The organism is Salinimicrobium sediminis (assembly GCF_900215295.1).
GTDB lineage: Bacteria > Bacteroidota > Bacteroidia > Flavobacteriales > Flavobacteriaceae > Salinimicrobium > Salinimicrobium sediminis.
Window position 1 is genome coordinate 655,106 of sequence record NZ_OCMF01000001.1, and the last position, 18,079, is coordinate 673,184.

The 18,079-nt window shown below is 42.4% G+C and carries 17 protein-coding genes; 2 read left to right on the forward strand and 15 right to left on the reverse strand.

Annotated features, from left to right (window positions below; translation table 11 throughout):
- Window positions 1–63: 63 nt before the first annotated feature.
- From bioA to CRO16_RS03005, 4 genes are read right to left on the reverse strand one after another with little or no spacing between them, the layout of a single operon-like run.
- Window positions 64–1,344 (reverse strand): adenosylmethionine--8-amino-7-oxononanoate transaminase, encoded by a 1,281-nt coding sequence (gene bioA, locus CRO16_RS02990; RefSeq protein WP_097054848.1) that lies wholly within the window; start codon window positions 1,342–1,344, stop codon window positions 64–66.
- A complete protein-coding gene (gene bioD, locus CRO16_RS02995; protein ID WP_097054849.1) occupies window positions 1,334–1,963 on the reverse strand; it encodes a dethiobiotin synthase in 630 nt (209 codons plus the stop codon). Before bioD ends, bioA begins: the two co-directional genes overlap by 11 nt.
- Window positions 1,953–2,372, reverse strand: coding sequence for a putative signal transducing protein (locus CRO16_RS03000; RefSeq protein WP_097054850.1), 420 nt, complete (start codon window positions 2,370–2,372; stop codon window positions 1,953–1,955). Before CRO16_RS03000 ends, bioD begins: the two co-directional genes overlap by 11 nt.
- Entirely contained in the window at window positions 2,369–3,508 is a 1,140-nt protein-coding gene (locus tag CRO16_RS03005; RefSeq protein WP_097054851.1) for an aminotransferase class I/II-fold pyridoxal phosphate-dependent enzyme, read from the reverse strand. The genes CRO16_RS03000 and CRO16_RS03005 overlap by 4 nt, the downstream gene beginning before the upstream one ends.
- 23 nt (window positions 3,509–3,531) lie before the next feature.
- On the opposite strand from CRO16_RS03005, the gene CRO16_RS03010 reads away from it, so the two are divergent.
- Complete coding sequence (locus CRO16_RS03010; RefSeq protein ID WP_097054852.1) at window positions 3,532–3,981, forward strand: MgtC/SapB family protein; 450 nt, start codon at window positions 3,532–3,534, stop codon at window positions 3,979–3,981.
- On the opposite strand, the gene mnhG is transcribed toward CRO16_RS03010, so the two are convergent.
- From mnhG to CRO16_RS03045, 7 genes are read right to left on the reverse strand one after another with little or no spacing between them, the layout of a single operon-like run.
- Entirely contained in the window at window positions 3,978–4,364 is a 387-nt protein-coding gene (mnhG, locus tag CRO16_RS03015) for a monovalent cation/H(+) antiporter subunit G (protein ID WP_317042508.1), read from the reverse strand. The genes CRO16_RS03010 and mnhG overlap by 4 nt on opposite strands.
- The gene (locus CRO16_RS03020; protein WP_097054854.1) at window positions 4,361–4,633 is read right to left on the reverse strand and encodes a cation:proton antiporter; all 273 of its coding nucleotides are present in this window, start codon (window positions 4,631–4,633) and stop codon (window positions 4,361–4,363) included. The genes mnhG and CRO16_RS03020 overlap by 4 nt, the downstream gene beginning before the upstream one ends.
- Window positions 4,630–5,106: a Na+/H+ antiporter subunit E gene (locus CRO16_RS03025; RefSeq protein ID WP_097054855.1), complete on the reverse strand. Its 477-nt coding sequence runs from the start codon at window positions 5,104–5,106 to the stop codon at window positions 4,630–4,632. Before CRO16_RS03025 ends, CRO16_RS03020 begins: the two co-directional genes overlap by 4 nt.
- 6 nt (window positions 5,107–5,112) lie before the next feature.
- The gene (locus tag CRO16_RS03030; protein ID WP_097054856.1) at window positions 5,113–6,621 is read right to left on the reverse strand and encodes a proton-conducting transporter transmembrane domain-containing protein; all 1,509 of its coding nucleotides are present in this window, start codon (window positions 6,619–6,621) and stop codon (window positions 5,113–5,115) included.
- Window positions 6,618–6,971, reverse strand: coding sequence for a Na+/H+ antiporter subunit C (locus CRO16_RS03035; RefSeq protein WP_097054857.1), 354 nt, complete (start codon window positions 6,969–6,971; stop codon window positions 6,618–6,620). Before CRO16_RS03035 ends, CRO16_RS03030 begins: the two co-directional genes overlap by 4 nt.
- Before the next feature lie 2 nt (window positions 6,972–6,973).
- Window positions 6,974–7,387, reverse strand: coding sequence for a Na+/H+ antiporter subunit B (locus tag CRO16_RS03040; protein WP_097054858.1), 414 nt, complete (start codon window positions 7,385–7,387; stop codon window positions 6,974–6,976).
- 3 nt (window positions 7,388–7,390) lie between these two features.
- Window positions 7,391–9,709, reverse strand: a complete 2,319-nt coding sequence (locus CRO16_RS03045; RefSeq protein ID WP_097054859.1) for a putative monovalent cation/H+ antiporter subunit A — start codon at window positions 9,707–9,709, stop codon at window positions 7,391–7,393.
- 309 nt (window positions 9,710–10,018) lie between these two features.
- On the opposite strand from CRO16_RS03045, the gene CRO16_RS03050 reads away from it, so the two are divergent.
- On the forward strand, window positions 10,019–11,791 hold the full coding sequence (locus CRO16_RS03050) for a M61 family metallopeptidase (protein ID WP_097054860.1): 1,773 nt from the start codon (window positions 10,019–10,021) through the stop codon (window positions 11,789–11,791).
- Between the two features lie 402 nt (window positions 11,792–12,193).
- On the opposite strand, the gene CRO16_RS03055 is transcribed toward CRO16_RS03050, so the two are convergent.
- The 4 genes from CRO16_RS03055 to CRO16_RS03075 form a co-directional block, all read right to left on the reverse strand.
- Entirely contained in the window at window positions 12,194–12,484 is a 291-nt protein-coding gene (locus tag CRO16_RS03055; protein ID WP_097054861.1) for a FoF1 ATP synthase subunit delta/epsilon, read from the reverse strand.
- A gap of 85 nt (window positions 12,485–12,569) precedes the next feature.
- A complete protein-coding gene (gene atpD, locus CRO16_RS03060) occupies window positions 12,570–14,081 on the reverse strand; it encodes a F0F1 ATP synthase subunit beta (RefSeq protein WP_097054862.1) in 1,512 nt (503 codons plus the stop codon).
- A gap of 585 nt (window positions 14,082–14,666) precedes the next feature.
- Complete coding sequence (gene glmS / locus CRO16_RS03070) at window positions 14,667–16,514, reverse strand: glutamine--fructose-6-phosphate transaminase (isomerizing) (RefSeq protein ID WP_097054864.1); 1,848 nt, start codon at window positions 16,512–16,514, stop codon at window positions 14,667–14,669.
- A 3-nt stretch (window positions 16,515–16,517) separates the two neighbouring features.
- Window positions 16,518–18,050 carry a DUF4270 domain-containing protein gene (locus CRO16_RS03075; protein WP_179670475.1) on the reverse strand — a complete coding sequence of 511 codons (1,533 nt, stop codon included), beginning with the start codon at window positions 18,048–18,050 and terminating at the stop codon, window positions 16,518–16,520.
- Window positions 18,051–18,079 lie beyond the last annotated feature (29 nt).

Consider the following 18,079-nt stretch of genomic DNA (forward strand, 5'->3'; position numbering starts at 1 on the left):
TTAGAGAATTTCTTCTAAAATAGGTAAATGACGCTCTCCTTTTTTGCAAAAAAAAGTTAAGGCTTAAAATTTTTCCAAAGCCTTCTCAATACTGGTGTATATCTTCTGAAGCTGATCATCACTGGTAATATAGGGAGCTGAAATGTAGATGGTATTCCCCAAAGGCCTCAAAAATACGCCCTCCTTCATAAAATGGGCAAAGAGCCTGTTCCGCAGATTGCCGTAACGCTCCATTTCCACATCCAGCTCAAAGGCGAGGATCACTCCCAGCTGCCGCATATTTTTCACTTTAGGATGCCGTTTTAGTTGCCCGGCAAAAATTTGATGAGAGGCAATGTTTCTTTCAATATGCCCTTGCATTTCTGCCGATGTCAGCAGTTCAATCCCCGCAAGAGCTGCAGTACAGGCAAGCGGATTAGCGGTATAGGTATGGCCGTGAAAAAGGCCTTTTGAGAGCTCTTCGGAATAAAAAGCATCATAGATCTTCCTGCTACAGGAAGTGACCGCCATTGGCAGGAGTCCGGCGGTGAGGGCTTTGGACATACAGATGATATCAGGCTGCACCTCAAGAAATTCTGAAGCGAAATTCTTTCCGGTTTTGCCGAAGCCGGTCATCACCTCATCGGCGATAGTGATGATGTGATTTTCCCTGCACAGCTTCAGGAGATCATTAAGACCTTCGGCATTATACATTTTCATTCCTGCGGCGCCCTGCACCATAGGTTCAAAAATGAAACCGGCAATTTGGTGTTCAGCAATAAGATTCCGGAGCTTCAGTAGAACATCAGCATTATTTTCTCCGGCAGGAATGGGCAGGCGCAGCACCTTCAAAAAATGATCTTCAAAAGCCCCGTTATAAACAGATAATCCTGAAACTGACATAGCACCAAAAGTGTCTCCATGAAAACCTTCTTCAAAAGCCAGCAGGACCTTACGGTCATTCCCCAAATTGTGATGGTACTGTAGGGCCATTTTTATTCCGACTTCGGTCGCGGTGGAGCCGTTATCACTAAAAAAAAGTTTTTCCTGGTTAGAAGGCAGGATCTGTATCAATGCTTCTGAAAGTGCAATTGCAGGTTCATGTGTAAATCCGCTGAATACCACCTGGTCCAGCTGTTGCATTTGGGCTGCAACTTTCGAGGTAATGAATTCGTTACAATGTCCATAAACCGCAGTATACCAACTGGATATTCCATCAACGTATTCTTTCCCGGACTCATCGTATAACAAAGCACCTTTTGCTCTAACTATCGCCAACATGTCTCCTGCAAGTTTGTGCTGGGTCAAAGGATGCCACAGGTGTTTTCTATCCCTCTGCGAAAGGGTCTGGGTCTCAGTCTTCATTTTCGGTTAATTTATTTCTGAATTTTTCAGCGTATTCTAAAATGACATTTCTGTCAAAATAAGGTTCCTGATCAATCCTTCCGAGTATTTCTACCCCTGACATTTCAGCAATGATCTTTTCTGAGGAAGGATGCTCCTCTCCGCTAAAAATGATTCCGAAGCAATTGAGATCTCTGGCTCTTAGCGCTTCAATAGTCAGGAGCGTATGATTGATGCTGCCCAGGTAATGCCTTGACACCAGGATCACCCGGTGATCACGTTGAATAAGATCGGCAATGGTTTCTACTTCGTTCAAAGGGACCAGCAATCCGCCGGCGCCTTCGATGACAAGATGATTTTTGGTTCCAGGTTCCTCAATTTCTGAAACCCTGATCTTTACATTGTCGATCACAGCCGCAGCATGAGGGCTCATAGGCGTTTTTAGCGCATAGGCATTTTCGTGAAAGACTGTCTTTTTATTCGAAATAAGGCTTTTGATCTTGTGAGTATCGGATTTTTCCAGGTCGCCCGCCTGTATTGGTTTCCAGTAATCTGCTTCTAGAGCTTCGGTCACAATAGCAGCGGCAATGGTTTTACCAACTTCGGTCCCTATGCCGGTGATAAAGTATTTAAGGTTCATCGTGTTTAAATTTATTGTTACAATTCGCGCATTGGTATTCCCGGTTTACAACAATAGGCAACGCATTCACTAAAAAAGAGATCCCAAAAAAGAATAAAGAGCCGGGGCTTTTGACATTGGTAAAAAGTTCGACTTTATCGCTGTTACATTCGGGACAGATGATCTGTTCTCCTTCATCGTTCACAGAATATTTACTTATTGCATCCAATACCTGCCTCGCCTTTTCTTCATCTTCCTTTTTCACTTTCAGCTTCACTCCGCCGATAGCATTACTCACCAAAGGATCTGTATCTATGGTGTGATTGTCAACCAAAAAGGAGTTTATCCCTTCAGATTCCAGTCGGCCTTTAATAATCTGTGCTTCTGCCGAGTATTGAAATACGGCAACCGTGGAAAAAATTTGTTTCATATTAGCATTTTTAAAGCCTTAAATAAATCCTCAATTTCTGTTTTGGAGTTGAAACTATGAAGGCAAATGCGCAACCTTTCCCTTCCTGCAGGTACGGTGGGAGAAAGAATAGGCCGCACATCAAACCCTGCAGCTGCCAAAGACTGTGAAGCTGCTTTTACCTCTTTATTCCCCGGAATTATAAAGCAATGTATTGCCGAGTCACTTTCCAAAAACTGCTCCCGGAATTCCTTTTTTGACACCTCAGCTTTGAAAAACCTGATATTTTCCCGGAGTTTTTCTATTTCAGAAATTCCTTCCCCCTTAAGGTTCTCGTATGCTGCGATGACAGCAGCCACCGAATGGGGGGCAAGGGCAGTGCTGTAGATGAAGCTTCGGGAAAAATTGATAAGATAGTCCCTTAAGTCCTTAGAACCTAACACAGCAGCCCCGTGTGTTCCCAATGCCTTGCCAAAAGTGACAATTCTGGCGAAGATCTTTTCCTGCAGTCCTTGTTCAGCAATTATTCCGGCTCTATAAATCCCTACAGCATGAGCTTCGTCAATGACCAGGTGAAAATTATTCTCTTCAGCATAAGTAGCAAGCAGCGTAAGGTTTGGTGAATCACCATCCATGGAAAAGATAGATTCGGTGACAATATAAACCTCTCCGGAAATGCCATTTTTGAGCCTCCTTATCTTTTCCTGAAGATCTCCCACGTCATTATGCCTGAACTTTATAGCTTTAGCCGCACTAAGGCCAATGCCGTCACGAATGGACGCATGAATTAGTTCATCGTAAAAAATGTAATCCCCCCGGCCGGGTACTGCCGAAAAAAAGCCCACATTGGCATCATAACCCGAATTGAAGATAAGTGCAGCTTCAGCTTTGTGATATGCTGCAATAAGATCTTCGCCCGGGGCAAACAATTGATGATTCCCTGTCAACAACCTGGAGCCTCCGGAGCCGTTCTTCAGCAGCGAATTTTGTTTAAGAATTTGATCGCTGCGTTCGAATATCCACTGATCTCCCGCGAAACCGAGATAGTCATTTGAAGAGAAATCCAACAAGCCTTCAGAAGATTTTAATACTCTAAAGGCCCCACCGGCTTTTCTGTTCTCAAGGCTTTTACCTATTTTTATTGGTAACTTTGACATCGAAGGCTAAATTAAGAATATAAATGGAGCTACTGGAATTCGGGTTTAGAATTGGCGCGGCCTTACTTGCCGGACTTTTTATTGGTATGGAGCGTGAAATCCATAATAAAAATGCAGGTCTTAAGACCAATGCCCTGGTTTCCCTGGGGGCCGCTGTATTCGTTCTTACTTCCCTGGCATTTGAAGGAGAAAAATATGTAGACACTACCAGGGTGATTGGACAGGTGGTAACCGGAATTGGATTTCTTGGCGCAGGAGTTATTCTTCATAAAGGCACCATTGTAAGAGGTCTTACTACAGCAGCTACCGTATGGTGTAGTGCCGGCGCCGGCTGTCTTGCGGCAATAGGCCAATACAAAGAACTTTTTCTTTTAGTAGCGATAATTGTATTCGTAAATGTGGTTTTTAACCCGGTGGACCGGTTTATAGCCAGACTTTTTGGCCACGATAAAGAAGATAAGATCGATGATTAAAGCTCGTCCCGGTGATGATCCATATTGCGGGGAGAACTAATATTTTTTCCCGTTTTTCTGTACTTTCCTTCCAGGTCATCCATTAAAGTCTTTTCCCACATCTTAACTCCGGTAATATAGGAAGCCTTCCCAATAAGATGAGCTCCTACAGGGGCAGTTAGCAGGATAAAGATTATTACTGCCAAAACCCTGGTGGTGGTGGAAAGATCGTTAAAATATACCGCCGCTGCGACCAGGATCAACCCTATTCCCAAAGTAGCTGCTTTTGTGGTCACTGCCATTCTAAGATAGGTATCGGGCATACGCAGAATACCCACTCCGGCAAGCAGCACAAACAGGGTACCGAGGGTGGCTATTATACCTATAATTGTATCTGTCATCATCTGTTCTTTCTTTTCTGAATATAATATGAGTAAGCCACCGTTGCCAAAAAGCCGATCAGCGCCAGAATTAAAGCAATATCAAGAAAGGTGGGTTGATGGGTAAGGATGCTGTAAATGGCAATAATTCCTATTCCTATCGTCACCAGCAAATCAACTGCAATCACCCGGTCTGAGATGGACGGACCTCTAAAAAACCTAAGGAATACCAACAGTATTGACAGCGATAGCACCGGCAGAATGATATAATATAAATAGTTATCTAAGGTCATGAAGATATCTCTAAAATGCGTTTTTCGAATCCGTTCTTTATATCCCTTATAAAATCTTCTTTGTTGGTGATGTACATGGAGTAAACGTACAGCACTTTTTTATCTTCAGAAACATCTAAACTCAGGGTTCCCGGAGTTAGCGTGATCATGTTGGCCAACATGGTGATCTGCCCGTCTGAGGTCACATCTAAAGGCACTCCAACAATTCCGGGCGTCATGTGATATTTTGGAGTTCCCACCTCCCATGCTACCTGCACATTGGCTTTTATCAATTGGTACAGAAAATAGAAAAAGAAGGAGATCAACTTGGGGACCAGTTTAAAATATCTTGCTTTGGAAGCTCCCCTGGTGATCACGAACAGCAGGAAGTAACTCAGGATAAATCCAAAGAGGATATTGGCAAAGGTGAAGCCTCCTGTAAGGGCGACCCAGATAAAGGTAAGCAGTAAATTTGCCAAAAATCTGTTTTTCATCTCCTTTTATTTTCGAAGCACTGCGTTAATATATTCCTGATTATCCATAAGCTCAAAAGCAATTCTTTCTGAAAGCGCCTGGATATTCTCTGCTCCAAATCCTAAGTAAAGACTCACGATGGACAAAAATATGATTGGAGCCATCATCTGAGTTTTCTTCATCTTTGTAAGCTTCTTAAAATACGGAAAATTCCGGGTTTCGGGTAATTTTTCACCTGTCTTCCAGAACACTTCCCCCCATAGTTTAACGATCACAAATAAGGTAACAAAGCTGGCGAAAATAATTCCGCCAATGACCATATAATTTTCTGTGGTCCATCCTGCACTAATCAGAGATAGCTTTGGCCAAAATCCCGAGAGTGGCGGAATTCCCACCAGTGAGAATAACGGAATGGCAAATAATAAGCTCATTTTTGGATAATCTGCATAGAAATCTCCCAGTTTTTTGATGTTATGGTTCGCCTTTATTTTATAAATCACCCCGCTCATCATAAACAGGTTTGTTTTTACTGTGATATCGTGAATCAAATAGAATACCGCCCCGGCTATTGCAATTTCGGTCATCATTCCCAATCCGGCGATCATGTATCCAATATGGCAGATCACCAGGTAGGAAAATATTTTTCGGATATTCTTCTGAACTATAGCCCCCACAGCCCCACTAAATAATGTTAGCACCGCCACAGCGAGCAGAACGTTCTCCAGGAAGGGATCAACATCGAAGATCAGGGTAAAAACCCTCATTAGCGCGTATACTCCCACCTTGGTAAGAAGTCCTCCAAAAATTGCCGATACTGCGGAAGGAGGTGTGTGATAAGAGGCCGGCAACCAGAAGTACAACGGAAACACTGCAGATTTAATTCCGAAGCCCACCAGGAATAACAGAGCATTCACCTGCACAAGCGTTCGGTTTTCGACAGCAGCCACTTTTGCTGCCAGGTCGGCCATATTCAGGCTTCCGGTTAGACCGTATAAAACTGCTATTGCAGTAAGGAAAATGATCGAAGCAAGAATATTTAGCGTAAAATATTTCACTGCCCCCTCCAGCTGTGCCTTTTCACCACCAATGGTTAATAGTACGAAAGAGGTGATAATAATGATCTCAAACCAAACATAGAGGTTAAAGATATCCCCTGTTAAAAAAGCTCCATTTAGTCCCAGCAGGAGAAAATGAAAAATGGGGAAAAATCCGAATTTCAGACGGGCAGGAATAACCGATCCTGCTGAAAAGCTGGAAACTGCAACCCCGGCAATAGCGGTTAGCAGGACCATGGTAGCTGCAAAGGTATCGGCGACAAAAGTAATTCCAAAAGGAGGTTGCCAATTTCCTGCCTGTACAGTATGTGATCCATGTTGCCATACAGAAGAGAAAAGCCATACAGCAATTCCCAGGTTTAAAATGCTCCCTACTATGCTAATGGTCCTTTGCCAGCTAATTTTGCTCCATACAAACATGAGCACAATGGCCAGAAGCATTTGAACAATAAGGGGATAAATGACTAGCTGTGGCATCATGAGTATTCGTCTGTTGCGTTCATTTCATCGAGATCGTCTGTCTTTACAACCTTATGTGCCCTTTTCACAAGCACTATTGCAAAAGATTGTAGACCAAAACTTATCACGATGGCGGTTAATATAAGTGCCTGCGGAAGCGGATCTGAATAAGCGTCCAAAAAGACTTTGGAATCTTCGGGAATTATCGGGGGCGCTCCTTTGGCGATGCGACCCAATAAAAATATGAGCAGGTTAGCACCATTACCAAGCAGGATGATCCCAATGATCAATTTTACAAGGCTACGCCGCAGGATCATGTAGATGCCCGATGCATATAAAGTACCTATGATTATGGCTAATAATATCTCCATTTTTAAGTGGATTCAGAAATGGTGAAAATAATAGTCAGGGTCACCCCCTGTACTACCAGATAAACTCCGATGTCAAAAAATAAGGCCGAGCCAAGGTTTCCCACTATGGGTAGATGCTCCGGATACCACAGTCCCGTCATGAAAGGCTCCCCGGTAAAAATTAGCGGTGAAACCCCGCTAAGAAAAGAGAGCGCCAGGCCAGTCGGCATCAAAAATCCCGGGTGAAAATGCAATAATTTTCGGGTGTCACCAAGGCCATTGGCAAAAGCATGCAATACGAATGCTATGGAAGCTATTAAACCACCCACAAATCCTCCTCCCGGTAAATAATGTCCGCGCAAAAGAATGAACACCGAAAATATCAATAGCAACGGCAACATATAATTAGAAGCGGTACGTAGTATTATTGTTTTCATCCTTTAATCTTTTAATTCCCTGTCATCTCTTCTTAACCTCAATTTCAGCAAGCTGAAAACCCCAATTGCGGCAATGGTCAATACCGAAATTTCCATTAAGGTATCAACCCCCCTGAAGTCTACCAGGATCACATTAACTACGTTCTTCCCTTTTGCCAGGACATAGGCATTTTCTGCATAGAAATCACTCACCTCTTTGTTTACAGGTTCTCCAAGAACTTCAAGAGCGATAAAAGTGATCAATACTCCAAATGAAATTGAAAGTATTCCATCTACAGCTTTCATCCTGTAATCTGAAATTGATAAATATTTCGGCAGACTTGATAACACCAGTACAAAAAGGATCACAGTAAGTGTATCAATTGAAAATTGGGTCATAGCAAGGTCGGGCGCACTATAGATCACGAACATTAAACAAATTGCATAACCCACTACTCCCATGGCAACAACCGCAGTCAATCTCGATCTCGCACCAACAACGAAAAGAATAGCCAGGAACATGATTCCCATAATGATCATTTCATAGTAGGTCATCCTCGAAAAGGAGGACAGGTCAATAGGAATTTCATTCTGGTCGGCAAAAAGGGAATACCCAACCAGGACCACAAGGAATAATATAATAGTGGATACATAATTGCGTAAAAAGCCATTTTGAAAGATCCTTGTCCACCAATTAGAAAAAGCTTTAAAGCCATGACCAAAGTTGGTAATAAGAGTAAGAGGCGCAATAAAATCCAGTCTGGCTATACCCCTTTCTTTCTTTGCTGAAGGCTTAAAGACTGCATATAACAGGATCCCTGTGGCAAGAGTGATGGCACTAAGGCCCAGGACAAGGTTAAATCCATGCCACAACTTGAGATGCACTGCACTGCCCTCCATCCCTACGGCATTTACAACCGGGGCAATAATACTGTCATTGATGATCCCGGGAAATATTCCCACTATGATTCCCAGCAAAGCCAGGATCACAGGCGGTATCCACATAAGTATACCGGGAAGATGTACTTTTTTGAAATCATTGGGAAGGGGGCCGGTGAAAGGTTTTATTCCAGCCACAAATCCCGCATAGAGCACCAAAATATTTGTTGCAATGGCGAGTACGGTTAAGAAAACAGCCCAATTTCCCATCTCAAGGGTAGATTCGTATACCAGGTCTTTTCCTATAAAGCCAACAAAGGGAGGCATTCCGGCGCTGGAAAGAGCAGCTAAAAGTCCGGCAACTGCTACCGGCATCATCACCTTGCGAAGACCGGAGAGCCGGGTGACATCTCTTGTACCTGTTTCATGATCTATAATCCCGGTGATAAGGAATAAAGTCGCCTTATAAAGCGCATGGACCACAATATAGACCGCAGCAGCCGTTAAGGCATATTGGGTTCCTAAACCTATTAGGAAGACGAGCAATCCCAGGACCGAAATTGTTGAGTACGCAAGTACTCCCTTAAGGTCTGTTCGAAACAAAGTGTGAACCGCTGCATAGAACATGGTGATCCCCCCCACCGTAATCAAAGTTGTATTCCAGATATCTTCTCCCCCCAGCACAGGTGTAAACCTTAAAAGCAGGTAAATACCTGCCTTGACCATTGTGGCAGAATGTAGGTAAGTAGACACCGGCGTGGGTGCTTTCATCGCACCCGGAAGCCAGAAGTGGAAAGGAAATTGTGCCGATTTTGTGAACGCAGCTCCAAAAAGGAGGATAACGATCCAGATGTAATAATCACTCGAAATAATATTAGAACTAAGCCCTACCATTTCGCTTATGTCATACGATCCTGCAACATTACCTAAAAGCAGTGCCCCGGCAAGCAAAAGGAATCCACCCGACCCGGTAATGGCAAGTGCCAAAACAGCAGATTTTCGCGAGGCCTCACTGGTATTATTGAAACCAATAAGAAAGAAGGAACTTATACTGGTAAGTTCCCAAAAAATGAACATGGAGAGCAAATTATCGCTCAGCACAAGGCCCAGCATAGCCCCCATGAACATCCCCAGATATCCGTAGAACCTGTCAAGGTAGTCGTGATTTTTAAGATATTCGGCCGTATAGGCGAAGACTAAAAACCCTATACCTGTGATTAATAAGGAAAACAGCAAAGACAGCCCGTCAAGTGAGAAATTGAGGTCCAGGCCGAGAGAAGGCACCCAGGCAATTTCCTGCCTTATCACTTCTCCTGCTGCTACCTGTGGAAGAAAAGAGAGGAAATAAACAAATAGGGCTAAAGGAACCAGAGCAGAAAGTACCGCAAGTTTTCCCTTTAAAAATTTCCCGGCAAAAACCAGGAAAATAGAAAAGACAAAACCTGAAAGTATGGCTGTTAGCATAGGGAACGTTCAAATTACTGGAAAAACAAATATAGCAGGAAAAAGTGAGCTTGTAAAGATGTTCAATCCTTTTTACCCATCAGAAATTCTGATCCCGAAATAAATTTTATAATTAAAGAATGAGCAAAATTTAACTGTTTGGGAAAAGGGAAAAACGTAAGCTACTGAAGCAGCAGAATTTATTATCTCATTTTCAGCAGGTTTAATGAAGAACAATTTCTCACACCGCTCCTACTACTCATCACAAATAGCAGCAATGGCAGGAGCGATTGTGAGATTTTTACTTATTTTACTTCAAAAAATATATCTATGCGTTTTTTGATTTTTTTACTGTTCTTCACTTCATTAGGCTTTGCCCAAACAAATTCCTATAATATTTCCTTCTCTAACGCCGAACATCATGAGGCAAAAATCATAGTCAATTTTCCTGAAATTGAACAGGACAGCCTAATTGTTCGTATGAGCCGAACTTCCCCCGGCAGGTATGCATTGCACGAATTCGCTAAAAATGTCTATGGAGTAAAAGCGACAAATTCTAAAGGTGAAGCCCTGGGGATTACCCGCCCCGATCCTTACTCATGGCTGATTAAGGGCCACGACGGCACAGTCAATCTGGAGTACACTCTCTTCGGAAATCGTGCCGATGGGACCTATTCACAGATCGATCAAAGCCACGCTCATTTGAATATTCCAGCCACTTTTATCTATGCCGAAGGTCATGAAGAGCGACCCGTAGAAGTCACTTTTGAAACTGAAGCCTTCCCGGACTGGAAAATTGCTACTCAGCTTAAGCACGAGAAAAATAACACCTACTCTGCACCAGGTCTTTATTATTTCATGGACAGCCCTACGGAATTGAGTGATCATGCCGTAAGGGAATTTGAACTCGATGGTCAAACAATCAAATTCGCCTTGCACGGTCCGGCCACGGAAGCTGAATTCAATCAATATTTTGAGCAGGTAAAAAAAATAGTGGAGCAGCAAAAAAGGGTTTTTGGGGAACTTCCAAAATTTGATTTTGGTGAGTATGTATTTATCGCCTGTTACCTGCCGCATGCCTCAGGAGATGGAATGGAACATCGTAACAGCACCATTCTTACCAGCACCCGGATTCTAGGCGAAGGCGGAATTAAGAGAAATATTGGTACCGTGGCTCATGAATTCTTTCATGCCTGGAATGTCGAGAGAATACGACCACAGGACCTGGAACCATTTGACTTTAGGGAAGCCGATATGAGCGGACTCCTTTGGTTTGCTGAAGGCTTTACCAGCTACTACACCCCCCTAACCCTCGTGCGTAGCGGAATTATCACTCCTGAAGAATACGCAGAGGGCCTAAACGGCTCTTTTAATTATGTCTGGAATTCCCCTGCCCGTGAATATTTTAATCCCGTAGAAATGAGCTATCAGGCGCCTTTTGTAGATGCTGCAACCTCTGTTGATCCCGTGAACCGGGAGAATACTTTTATCTCTTACTATTCCTACGGAAGCATGTTGGGACTGGCCCTGGATCTACAGCTGCGCCAAAAAGGGCAAAATCTTGATGAATTTATGGAGATCCTATGGGAGAAATATGGCAAACCTGGAAATCCTTACACCCTTCAAGATCTGGAAACCACACTGGCAGATTACGCCGGAAAGGATCTTGCTTCAGAATTTTTCAGCAAATACATCTACAACAGCAAAATGCCCGATTACGAAAATCTGTTCAAAACGGTGGGATTAAAAATAGAAAAGGCTTCTGAAAAGGCCTTTTTTGGAACCTCAATCCAAGCTGATAAAGATACCATTTACATAAGCGAAAATCCCCGCAAGAATACTCCCGCCTTCAAAGCAGGGCTTAACCTGGGGGATAGGATCATTTCTTTAAATGGAACAGAAATAAAATCCGAAGAAGCCTGGGAGGAAATGATTGAAAATTCCGAAGTGGGGGACAACTGGAACCTGGAGATAGAGCGGTTTGGCAATACAATACTGAAATCGGTTAAGCTGGAGCAGGATCCTACATATCAGATCTCAATTGATAAAAAGGCTTCCTCAAAAGCTGTGAAGGCGAGAGAAGACTGGTTGTCGGGGAAATAATTAATTAAGATTGAGCTTATCTTTTCACCTTTAGCAGGCAGGATTGGGCTAAAGCCCTTTTTCATATTTTATCTTGACCACGGGCTAAAGCCCGTGGCAATTTATAGGTAACCTTATCGAGAAATTCATTATGCCGCTCCTCCGGAGCTTTACTTTAATACAAGGCCTTTTATCTATAAATATATCGCCTCTCTGAAGCTCATTTTTTAAACAGGCTAAATCCATTAATTGCCCAGGGCTTTAGCCCAACATTTCAGGATAGCTCCAAAGGAGCGAAATGTTTATAGGTCATAACATTTCTCAGACCATAGAGCTCTGGAGGAGCGGCATAGACTCCCGCCTTTACAAAAACAAAAAACCCGTTGCTTTCGCAACGGGTTTTCAAAATATTTTGTCTTCAGCTTAATCTGCCAGAACTATAACTTTATTGTCTTTCATTTCCACTACTCCGCCTGCAACAGGAAGGATAAGGATCTTGCTGTCTCCTGCGTCCCTTGTGAAATTTTTAGAAAGATCTTCTGAACTCACAGGGTGTGAATGCGTAAAAACTTTGATCTCTCCTTTTGTAAGCACCGAAACTATGGGAGCGTGATTGTTCAACATCTGGAACTGCCCCTCCACACCCGGAACACTCAGAGAATCAACTTCTGCGCTTAGCAAAACGGCTTCAGGAGTAACTATTTCTAAGTACATATTTTTCTTTAGTATTGAGAATTGAGTATTGAGTAGTTAGAGATGAGACTTTATCTCAATACTAACTACTCATTACTCAATACTATTAAGCTTCAGCTAACATTTTCTCACCGGCTTCGATAGCTTCTTCAATGGTTCCTTTAAGGTTGAAGGCAGCTTCAGGCAGGTGATCCAGTTCTCCATCCATGATCATGTTGAAACCTTTGATGGTTTCTTTAATATCTACAAGTACTCCTTTAAGTCCTGTAAACTGCTCGGCTACGTGGAACGGCTGAGAAAGGAAACGCTGAACACGTCTTGCACGTGATACAGCAAGTTTATCTTCTTCAGAAAGTTCTTCCATACCAAGGATGGCGATGATATCCTGAAGTTCTTTATATCGCTGTAGTAATTCTTTTACTCTTTGAGCACAGTTATAGTGGTCTGCACCAAGAATTTCAGCAGTAAGAATTCTTGAAGTAGAATCCAAAGGATCTACCGCCGGGTAAATACCTAGCTCGGCAATCTTACGTGAAAGTACTGTGGTAGCATCCAGGTGGGCAAATGTTGTTGCCGGTGCCGGGTCAGTCAAGTCATCTGCAGGTACGTAAACCGCCTGAACAGATGTAATAGATCCATTTTTAGTAGAAGTAATACGCTCCTGCATCGCACCCATCTCTGTTGCAAGTGTAGGCTGGTAACCTACTGCAGAAGGCATACGTCCAAGAAGTGCAGACACCTCAGAACCTGCCTGTGTAAAACGGAAGATGTTATCTACGAAGAAAAGTACGTCTTTCCCCTGTCCTTCTCCTGCTCCATCACGGAAGTATTCAGCAATGGTAAGACCGGAAAGTGCAACACGTGCACGTGCTCCAGGTGGCTCGTTCATCTGTCCAAAAACGAAAGTTGCTTTTGAATCAAGTAAAGCTGTTTTATCAACTTTTTCAAGATCCCATCCGCCTTCTTCCATAGAATGCATAAAATCGTCTCCGTATTTAATAATTCCGGATTCAAGCATCTCTCTTAAAAGGTCATTTCCTTCACGAGTTCTTTCTCCTACTCCTGCGAATACGGAAAGACCCCCGTGACCTTTTGCAATGTTGTTGATCAATTCCTGGATCAATACAGTCTTACCAACCCCTGCACCTCCAAAAAGGCCAATTTTACCTCCTTTTGCATAAGGCTCAATAAGGTCAATAACTTTGATCCCTGTAAACAGAACTTCTGTAGAAACAGATAGGTCTTCAAATTTTGGAGCCTCTCTGTGAATTGGAAGTCCGCTTTCATTTGCCTTAGGCAGGTTTCCAAGACCATCAATAGCATCGCCAATCACATTGAACAAACGACCAAAAACCTCTTTTCCTATAGGCATCTGGATAGGAGCACCAGTTGCAACCACTTCTACACCACGGCTCAAACCATCGGTAGAGTCCATAGAAACTGTTCTTACTGTGTCTTCACCAATGTGAGATTGAACCTCAAGAACCAATATTGATCCATCTTTCCTGGTAATCTCAAGAGAATCAAAGATCCTTGGCAATTCAGCATTCTCTGCGTCAAACTTTACGTCAACAACAGGGCCGATAACTTGTGCAACTTTACCTGTAACTTTAGACATTATCTATTCCTTTATATTGTGTTTTTATAAATAACTAAAAAAGAACCTGTCAGCTTTTAAAAATGAATAAAAGCCAATCACTTTTTCAGGCTGCAAAGATAGTTTTTTTGTATAAAAGTCTATAAGAGAAATAATAACTTTTTTAGGAAAGTCTTCTTAGAAATGGTTCCTTCGGAAAAATGCCCTTTCAAAATATCATTTTTGGCACTTTTATAAGATTTTTAATTGGCTAATTGATTATTTTTAGAACCTGATACGGGATATTTAATCCGAAGATCCTCAGAAATGACAAAAACTGCAGAAACATATTTTTTTAAAGCGGTTCTGTTCCTCATAATATTCCTGAATATTTATGGGGCATTAGATTTTTTCGTACCCGGGATGAAAAAGAGTATTGCTTTTCTAATCTCTCTGCCAATATCTCAAATATTAGCTCCGAGCCTCAAATATATTCGATCGAGTGGTGTGAATAGTATCCAGCTCAAATGGATGTTCCTTAGAAAACCACTCATCTTTAATTGCTAAAAAAAATAAAAAAGCCGCTTTTAAAAAAGCGGCTTTTTTTAAAGGTTCTATATTTTAAAACTACTCGACAGTCACAGACTTTGCCAAATTCCTTGGTTGGTCCACATTTTTACCAAGCATTACTGCAATGTGGTATGAAAGCAACTGTAATGGAATGGTAGTTAACAGCGGAGTAAGAGATTCTATAGTGTCAGGAATTTCGATAACGTGATCTGCAAGGTCACGAACGCTGGTATCCCCTTCTGTTACAATTCCTATAATTTTCCCCTGTCTTGATTTAATCTCCTGAATGTTGCTCACCACCTTCTCATAGTGACCTTTTCGTGTAGCGATGACCACCACCGGCATCTCTTCATCAATTAGAGCAATAGGTCCGTGTTTCATTTCGGCTGCAGGATAACCTTCAGCATGAATATAAGATATCTCCTTCAGTTTAAGCGCTCCTTCCAATGCAACAGGGAAGTTAAATCCACGCCCAAGATATAAACAATTGCGGGCATCTTTATATTTGAAAGCCACTTCCTTTATGTGAGCATTTGATTCCAAAGCCACCTCTATCTTCTGCGGGATTGTTTCCAGTTCCTGTAGATGCATATGGAAATCTGTATTGGAGATACTTCCTTTTGCCTTGGCTAATTTTAAAGCAATAAGTGTAAGTACGGTGATCTGAGTGGTAAAGGCTTTTGTTGAAGCCACCCCAATTTCCGGGCCGGCGTGAGTATAGGCTCCTGCGTGAGTTTCTCTTGATATAGAAGAACCTACAACATTACACACTCCAAAAACAAAGGCTCCTTTTTCTTTAGCCAGCTTAATCGCCGCCATAGTATCGGCTGTTTCTCCACTTTGAGAAATAGCGATCACCACGTCATCAGAGTTTATGATTGGATTTCTGTAACGAAATTCCGATGCATACTCTACCTCTACAGGGATACGGGCCAGGTCTTCAAATATATATTCGGCGACCAAACCTGCATGCCACGAAGTCCCGCAGGCAACGATAAGTATCCTTTTAGCGTTAAGGAAACGCTCCAGGTTATCGTCTACTCCTGCCATTCTAATAATACCTTCATCGGCAAGTAATCTTCCGCGGTAGGTATCTGTGATAGCACTTGGCTGCTCATAGATCTCCTTCAGCATAAAATGATCGAAATTATTTTTTTCAATCTGCTCAAGGTTTAATTGGAGCTCCTGGATGTAAGGATCAACCAAAGAGTCATCTTTGATCTTTCTTACTTTCACACCCTTATCTCTTCTTACCACTGCCATCTCTCCGTCTTCCAGGTAGATAGCATTATTGGTGAATTCAATGAAAGGAGAAGCATCTGAAGCGATGAAAAACTCATCTTTTCCAACTCCAATCGCGAGCGGACTTCCCAGTCTCGCCACAACGATCTCATTAGGTTTCTTCTTGTCAAATACCGCAATAGCATAAGCTCCCACGGTTTGGGTAAGTGCAATTTGAACTGCCTTTCCAAGTTTTACTTTTTCTTTCTTGATTACGTCTTCAATCAGGTTTACCAAAACCTCAGTATCGGTATCTGAATGGAAAACGTAACCCCTTGCGGTTAATTCCTTTTTTAGGGTCTCATAATTCTCAATGATCCCGTTATGAATGATCACCAGGTTACCCGAGTTGGAAACATGCGGATGAGAATTCACATCATTAGGCACACCATGTGTAGCCCAACGGGTGTGGCCCATTCCCAGGGTGCCGGAAGTATCCACTTCCTGCTCCATTTTTGCCTTAAGATCGGCAACCTTACCTTTGGTTTTACTTACCTTTAATTCCTTATCATCATACAAGGCGATTCCTGCACTGTCATATCCTCTGTACTCCAGCCTTTGAAGGCCCTTTAAAACTATGGGGTATGCGTCTCTATACCCAATATATCCTACAATTCCGCACATAAATTAATTCTTAGGTTCTGTGTAATAAATATTCAATTTTAGCCTCTTTTCCACATCTTCGGCATTTGGCCCATATAAAACTGTAGCTTCAGGGGTAATTACAGATGCTGCAGGCACTCTTTTCACAACCTCATCTTGCTGCAACAAAGCTGAACTTGTTGTTAAACTTACGTTTTGAGAAACTGCCAATCCTAATCTCACATTGGCGGAATCTTTATTAACGATATTATTGATATGGTTTGTCAACCTTACTTTATAGCTAAGACCGTTCCCATTTTCATCTTGGGTCAATGGAGGCAGGTGCACCGAAATAGGTTTCACAGGATTAGATTCTTGCATAGCGTTGAGCTGATAATCATATAAAACCCTGTTGTTATCAAGATCATAGATGTAAACCCTTTCCGGTTCATCCAGGTCTTCTGCAAGATCTCTGTTCACATGAAAAATCAAATTGGCTTCGTTGATCAACCAATCCATCTCTCTTAGCGCCTCCAGTTGATCTGAAACTCCGTTTCCATCTGCATCGGGGCCGGAGAAAAGTTCAATGACAGCCATAGAGCCCTCTCCTCCCTTGAGGTAAAGGTCATCCTCCCCAGTAAAATCGGGCATTTCCTGCTGGAATGTATTGACTTTTGGCGTTCCGAAGTTCAATTTATAAGATCTTCTGGCCTCCACAAGCTCTTCCTCATCGCCATCATCATCGGTATCTCTTACATCGGGAAGGTTGGTGGTATAATAGAGCACAATCCCGGCATTTTCATGCAGCAAATTAAGCAGCATCATGGTTCCTTCGTTGTTTACCTGATCTGCATTGATATAGATCCCTCTAAAATAATCTTTAAAATTATTTTGATTAAGTAATTCTGAAGACCCGCCTTTATCAAGGATCTTAGTCTGGAAAAACTGTTTATTAAGATGCAGACGTATTGCAGGACCAAGGGACAAAGTGTCGGCCTCTCCCGCAGAATCCACAGAGTATTCAACAATAGGCTCATTAGAAGGGCTAAAGCTGCCAACTTCTAAAAGCACATTAGAAGTAAGATTACTTAAAATGCGTGGCTCCATGTTGGAATAATACTTCTGGGACTTTTCAAAATTGGTTTCCGGATCGAAATTATTCAGATAAAAATTTGATTCGGTTATGGTAAGTTTTATTGGTCCTTCCCCATAGATGGAATCCAATTTAAATTCTGTACTATCACCAACCGAAACTTCTCTGGAAAAAAATGGAATTGACAGCACCACGCTATCCAATACCGGCTCGTTTCCGAAGGAAGGATTGGAATTGGTGAGCATTAAACTGGTAAGCACACTGGCTTCCTGAGTTCCGAAAACAGGATCCTGATACACTCCTAGCAGGTTCAACTGTGTATTGTTGGTTTGAACAGGACCATACTTAAAGGTACTGGCAGTAATCTCTGCTTCATCATAAAGTTCGGCATTGAACCCTGGCTCGCCAATAACATCGCTGCCAATGGTTTCAAAATCGTCTTCACAAGCTATAAAAGAAAAAACAACAGCTGCTACTGTTGTCATTTTCAACATTCTATTCTTTAAATTCATTC

What these genes read in the sequence shown, in the direction of transcription:
- bioA (WP_097054848.1), bottom strand. Translation starts at nt 1,344, where the DNA reads ATGAAGACTGAGACCCAGACCCTTTCGCAGAGGGATAGAAAACACCTG.
- bioD (WP_097054849.1), bottom strand. Translation starts at nt 1,963, where the DNA reads ATGAACCTTAAATACTTTATCACCGGCATAGGGACCGAAGTTGGTAAA.
- CRO16_RS03000 (WP_097054850.1), bottom strand. Translation starts at nt 2,372, where the DNA reads ATGAAACAAATTTTTTCCACGGTTGCCGTATTTCAATACTCGGCAGAA.
- CRO16_RS03005 (WP_097054851.1), bottom strand. Translation starts at nt 3,508, where the DNA reads ATGTCAAAGTTACCAATAAAAATAGGTAAAAGCCTTGAGAACAGAAAA.
- CRO16_RS03010 (WP_097054852.1), top strand. Translation starts at nt 3,532, where the DNA reads ATGGAGCTACTGGAATTCGGGTTTAGAATTGGCGCGGCCTTACTTGCC.
- mnhG (WP_317042508.1), bottom strand. Translation starts at nt 4,364, where the DNA reads ATGATGACAGATACAATTATAGGTATAATAGCCACCCTCGGTACCCTG.
- CRO16_RS03020 (WP_097054854.1), bottom strand. Translation starts at nt 4,633, where the DNA reads ATGACCTTAGATAACTATTTATATTATATCATTCTGCCGGTGCTATCG.
- CRO16_RS03025 (WP_097054855.1), bottom strand. Translation starts at nt 5,106, where the DNA reads ATGAAAAACAGATTTTTGGCAAATTTACTGCTTACCTTTATCTGGGTC.
- CRO16_RS03030 (WP_097054856.1), bottom strand. Translation starts at nt 6,621, where the DNA reads ATGATGCCACAGCTAGTCATTTATCCCCTTATTGTTCAAATGCTTCTG.
- CRO16_RS03035 (WP_097054857.1), bottom strand. Translation starts at nt 6,971, where the DNA reads ATGGAGATATTATTAGCCATAATCATAGGTACTTTATATGCATCGGGC.
- CRO16_RS03040 (WP_097054858.1), bottom strand. Translation starts at nt 7,387, where the DNA reads ATGAAAACAATAATACTACGTACCGCTTCTAATTATATGTTGCCGTTG.
- CRO16_RS03045 (WP_097054859.1), bottom strand. Translation starts at nt 9,709, where the DNA reads ATGCTAACAGCCATACTTTCAGGTTTTGTCTTTTCTATTTTCCTGGTT.
- CRO16_RS03050 (WP_097054860.1), top strand. Translation starts at nt 10,019, where the DNA reads ATGCGTTTTTTGATTTTTTTACTGTTCTTCACTTCATTAGGCTTTGCC.
- CRO16_RS03055 (WP_097054861.1), bottom strand. Translation starts at nt 12,484, where the DNA reads ATGTACTTAGAAATAGTTACTCCTGAAGCCGTTTTGCTAAGCGCAGAA.
- atpD (WP_097054862.1), bottom strand. Translation starts at nt 14,081, where the DNA reads ATGTCTAAAGTTACAGGTAAAGTTGCACAAGTTATCGGCCCTGTTGTT.
- glmS (WP_097054864.1), bottom strand. Translation starts at nt 16,514, where the DNA reads ATGTGCGGAATTGTAGGATATATTGGGTATAGAGACGCATACCCCATA.
- CRO16_RS03075 (WP_179670475.1), bottom strand. Translation starts at nt 18,050, where the DNA reads ATGACAACAGTAGCAGCTGTTGTTTTTTCTTTTATAGCTTGTGAAGAC.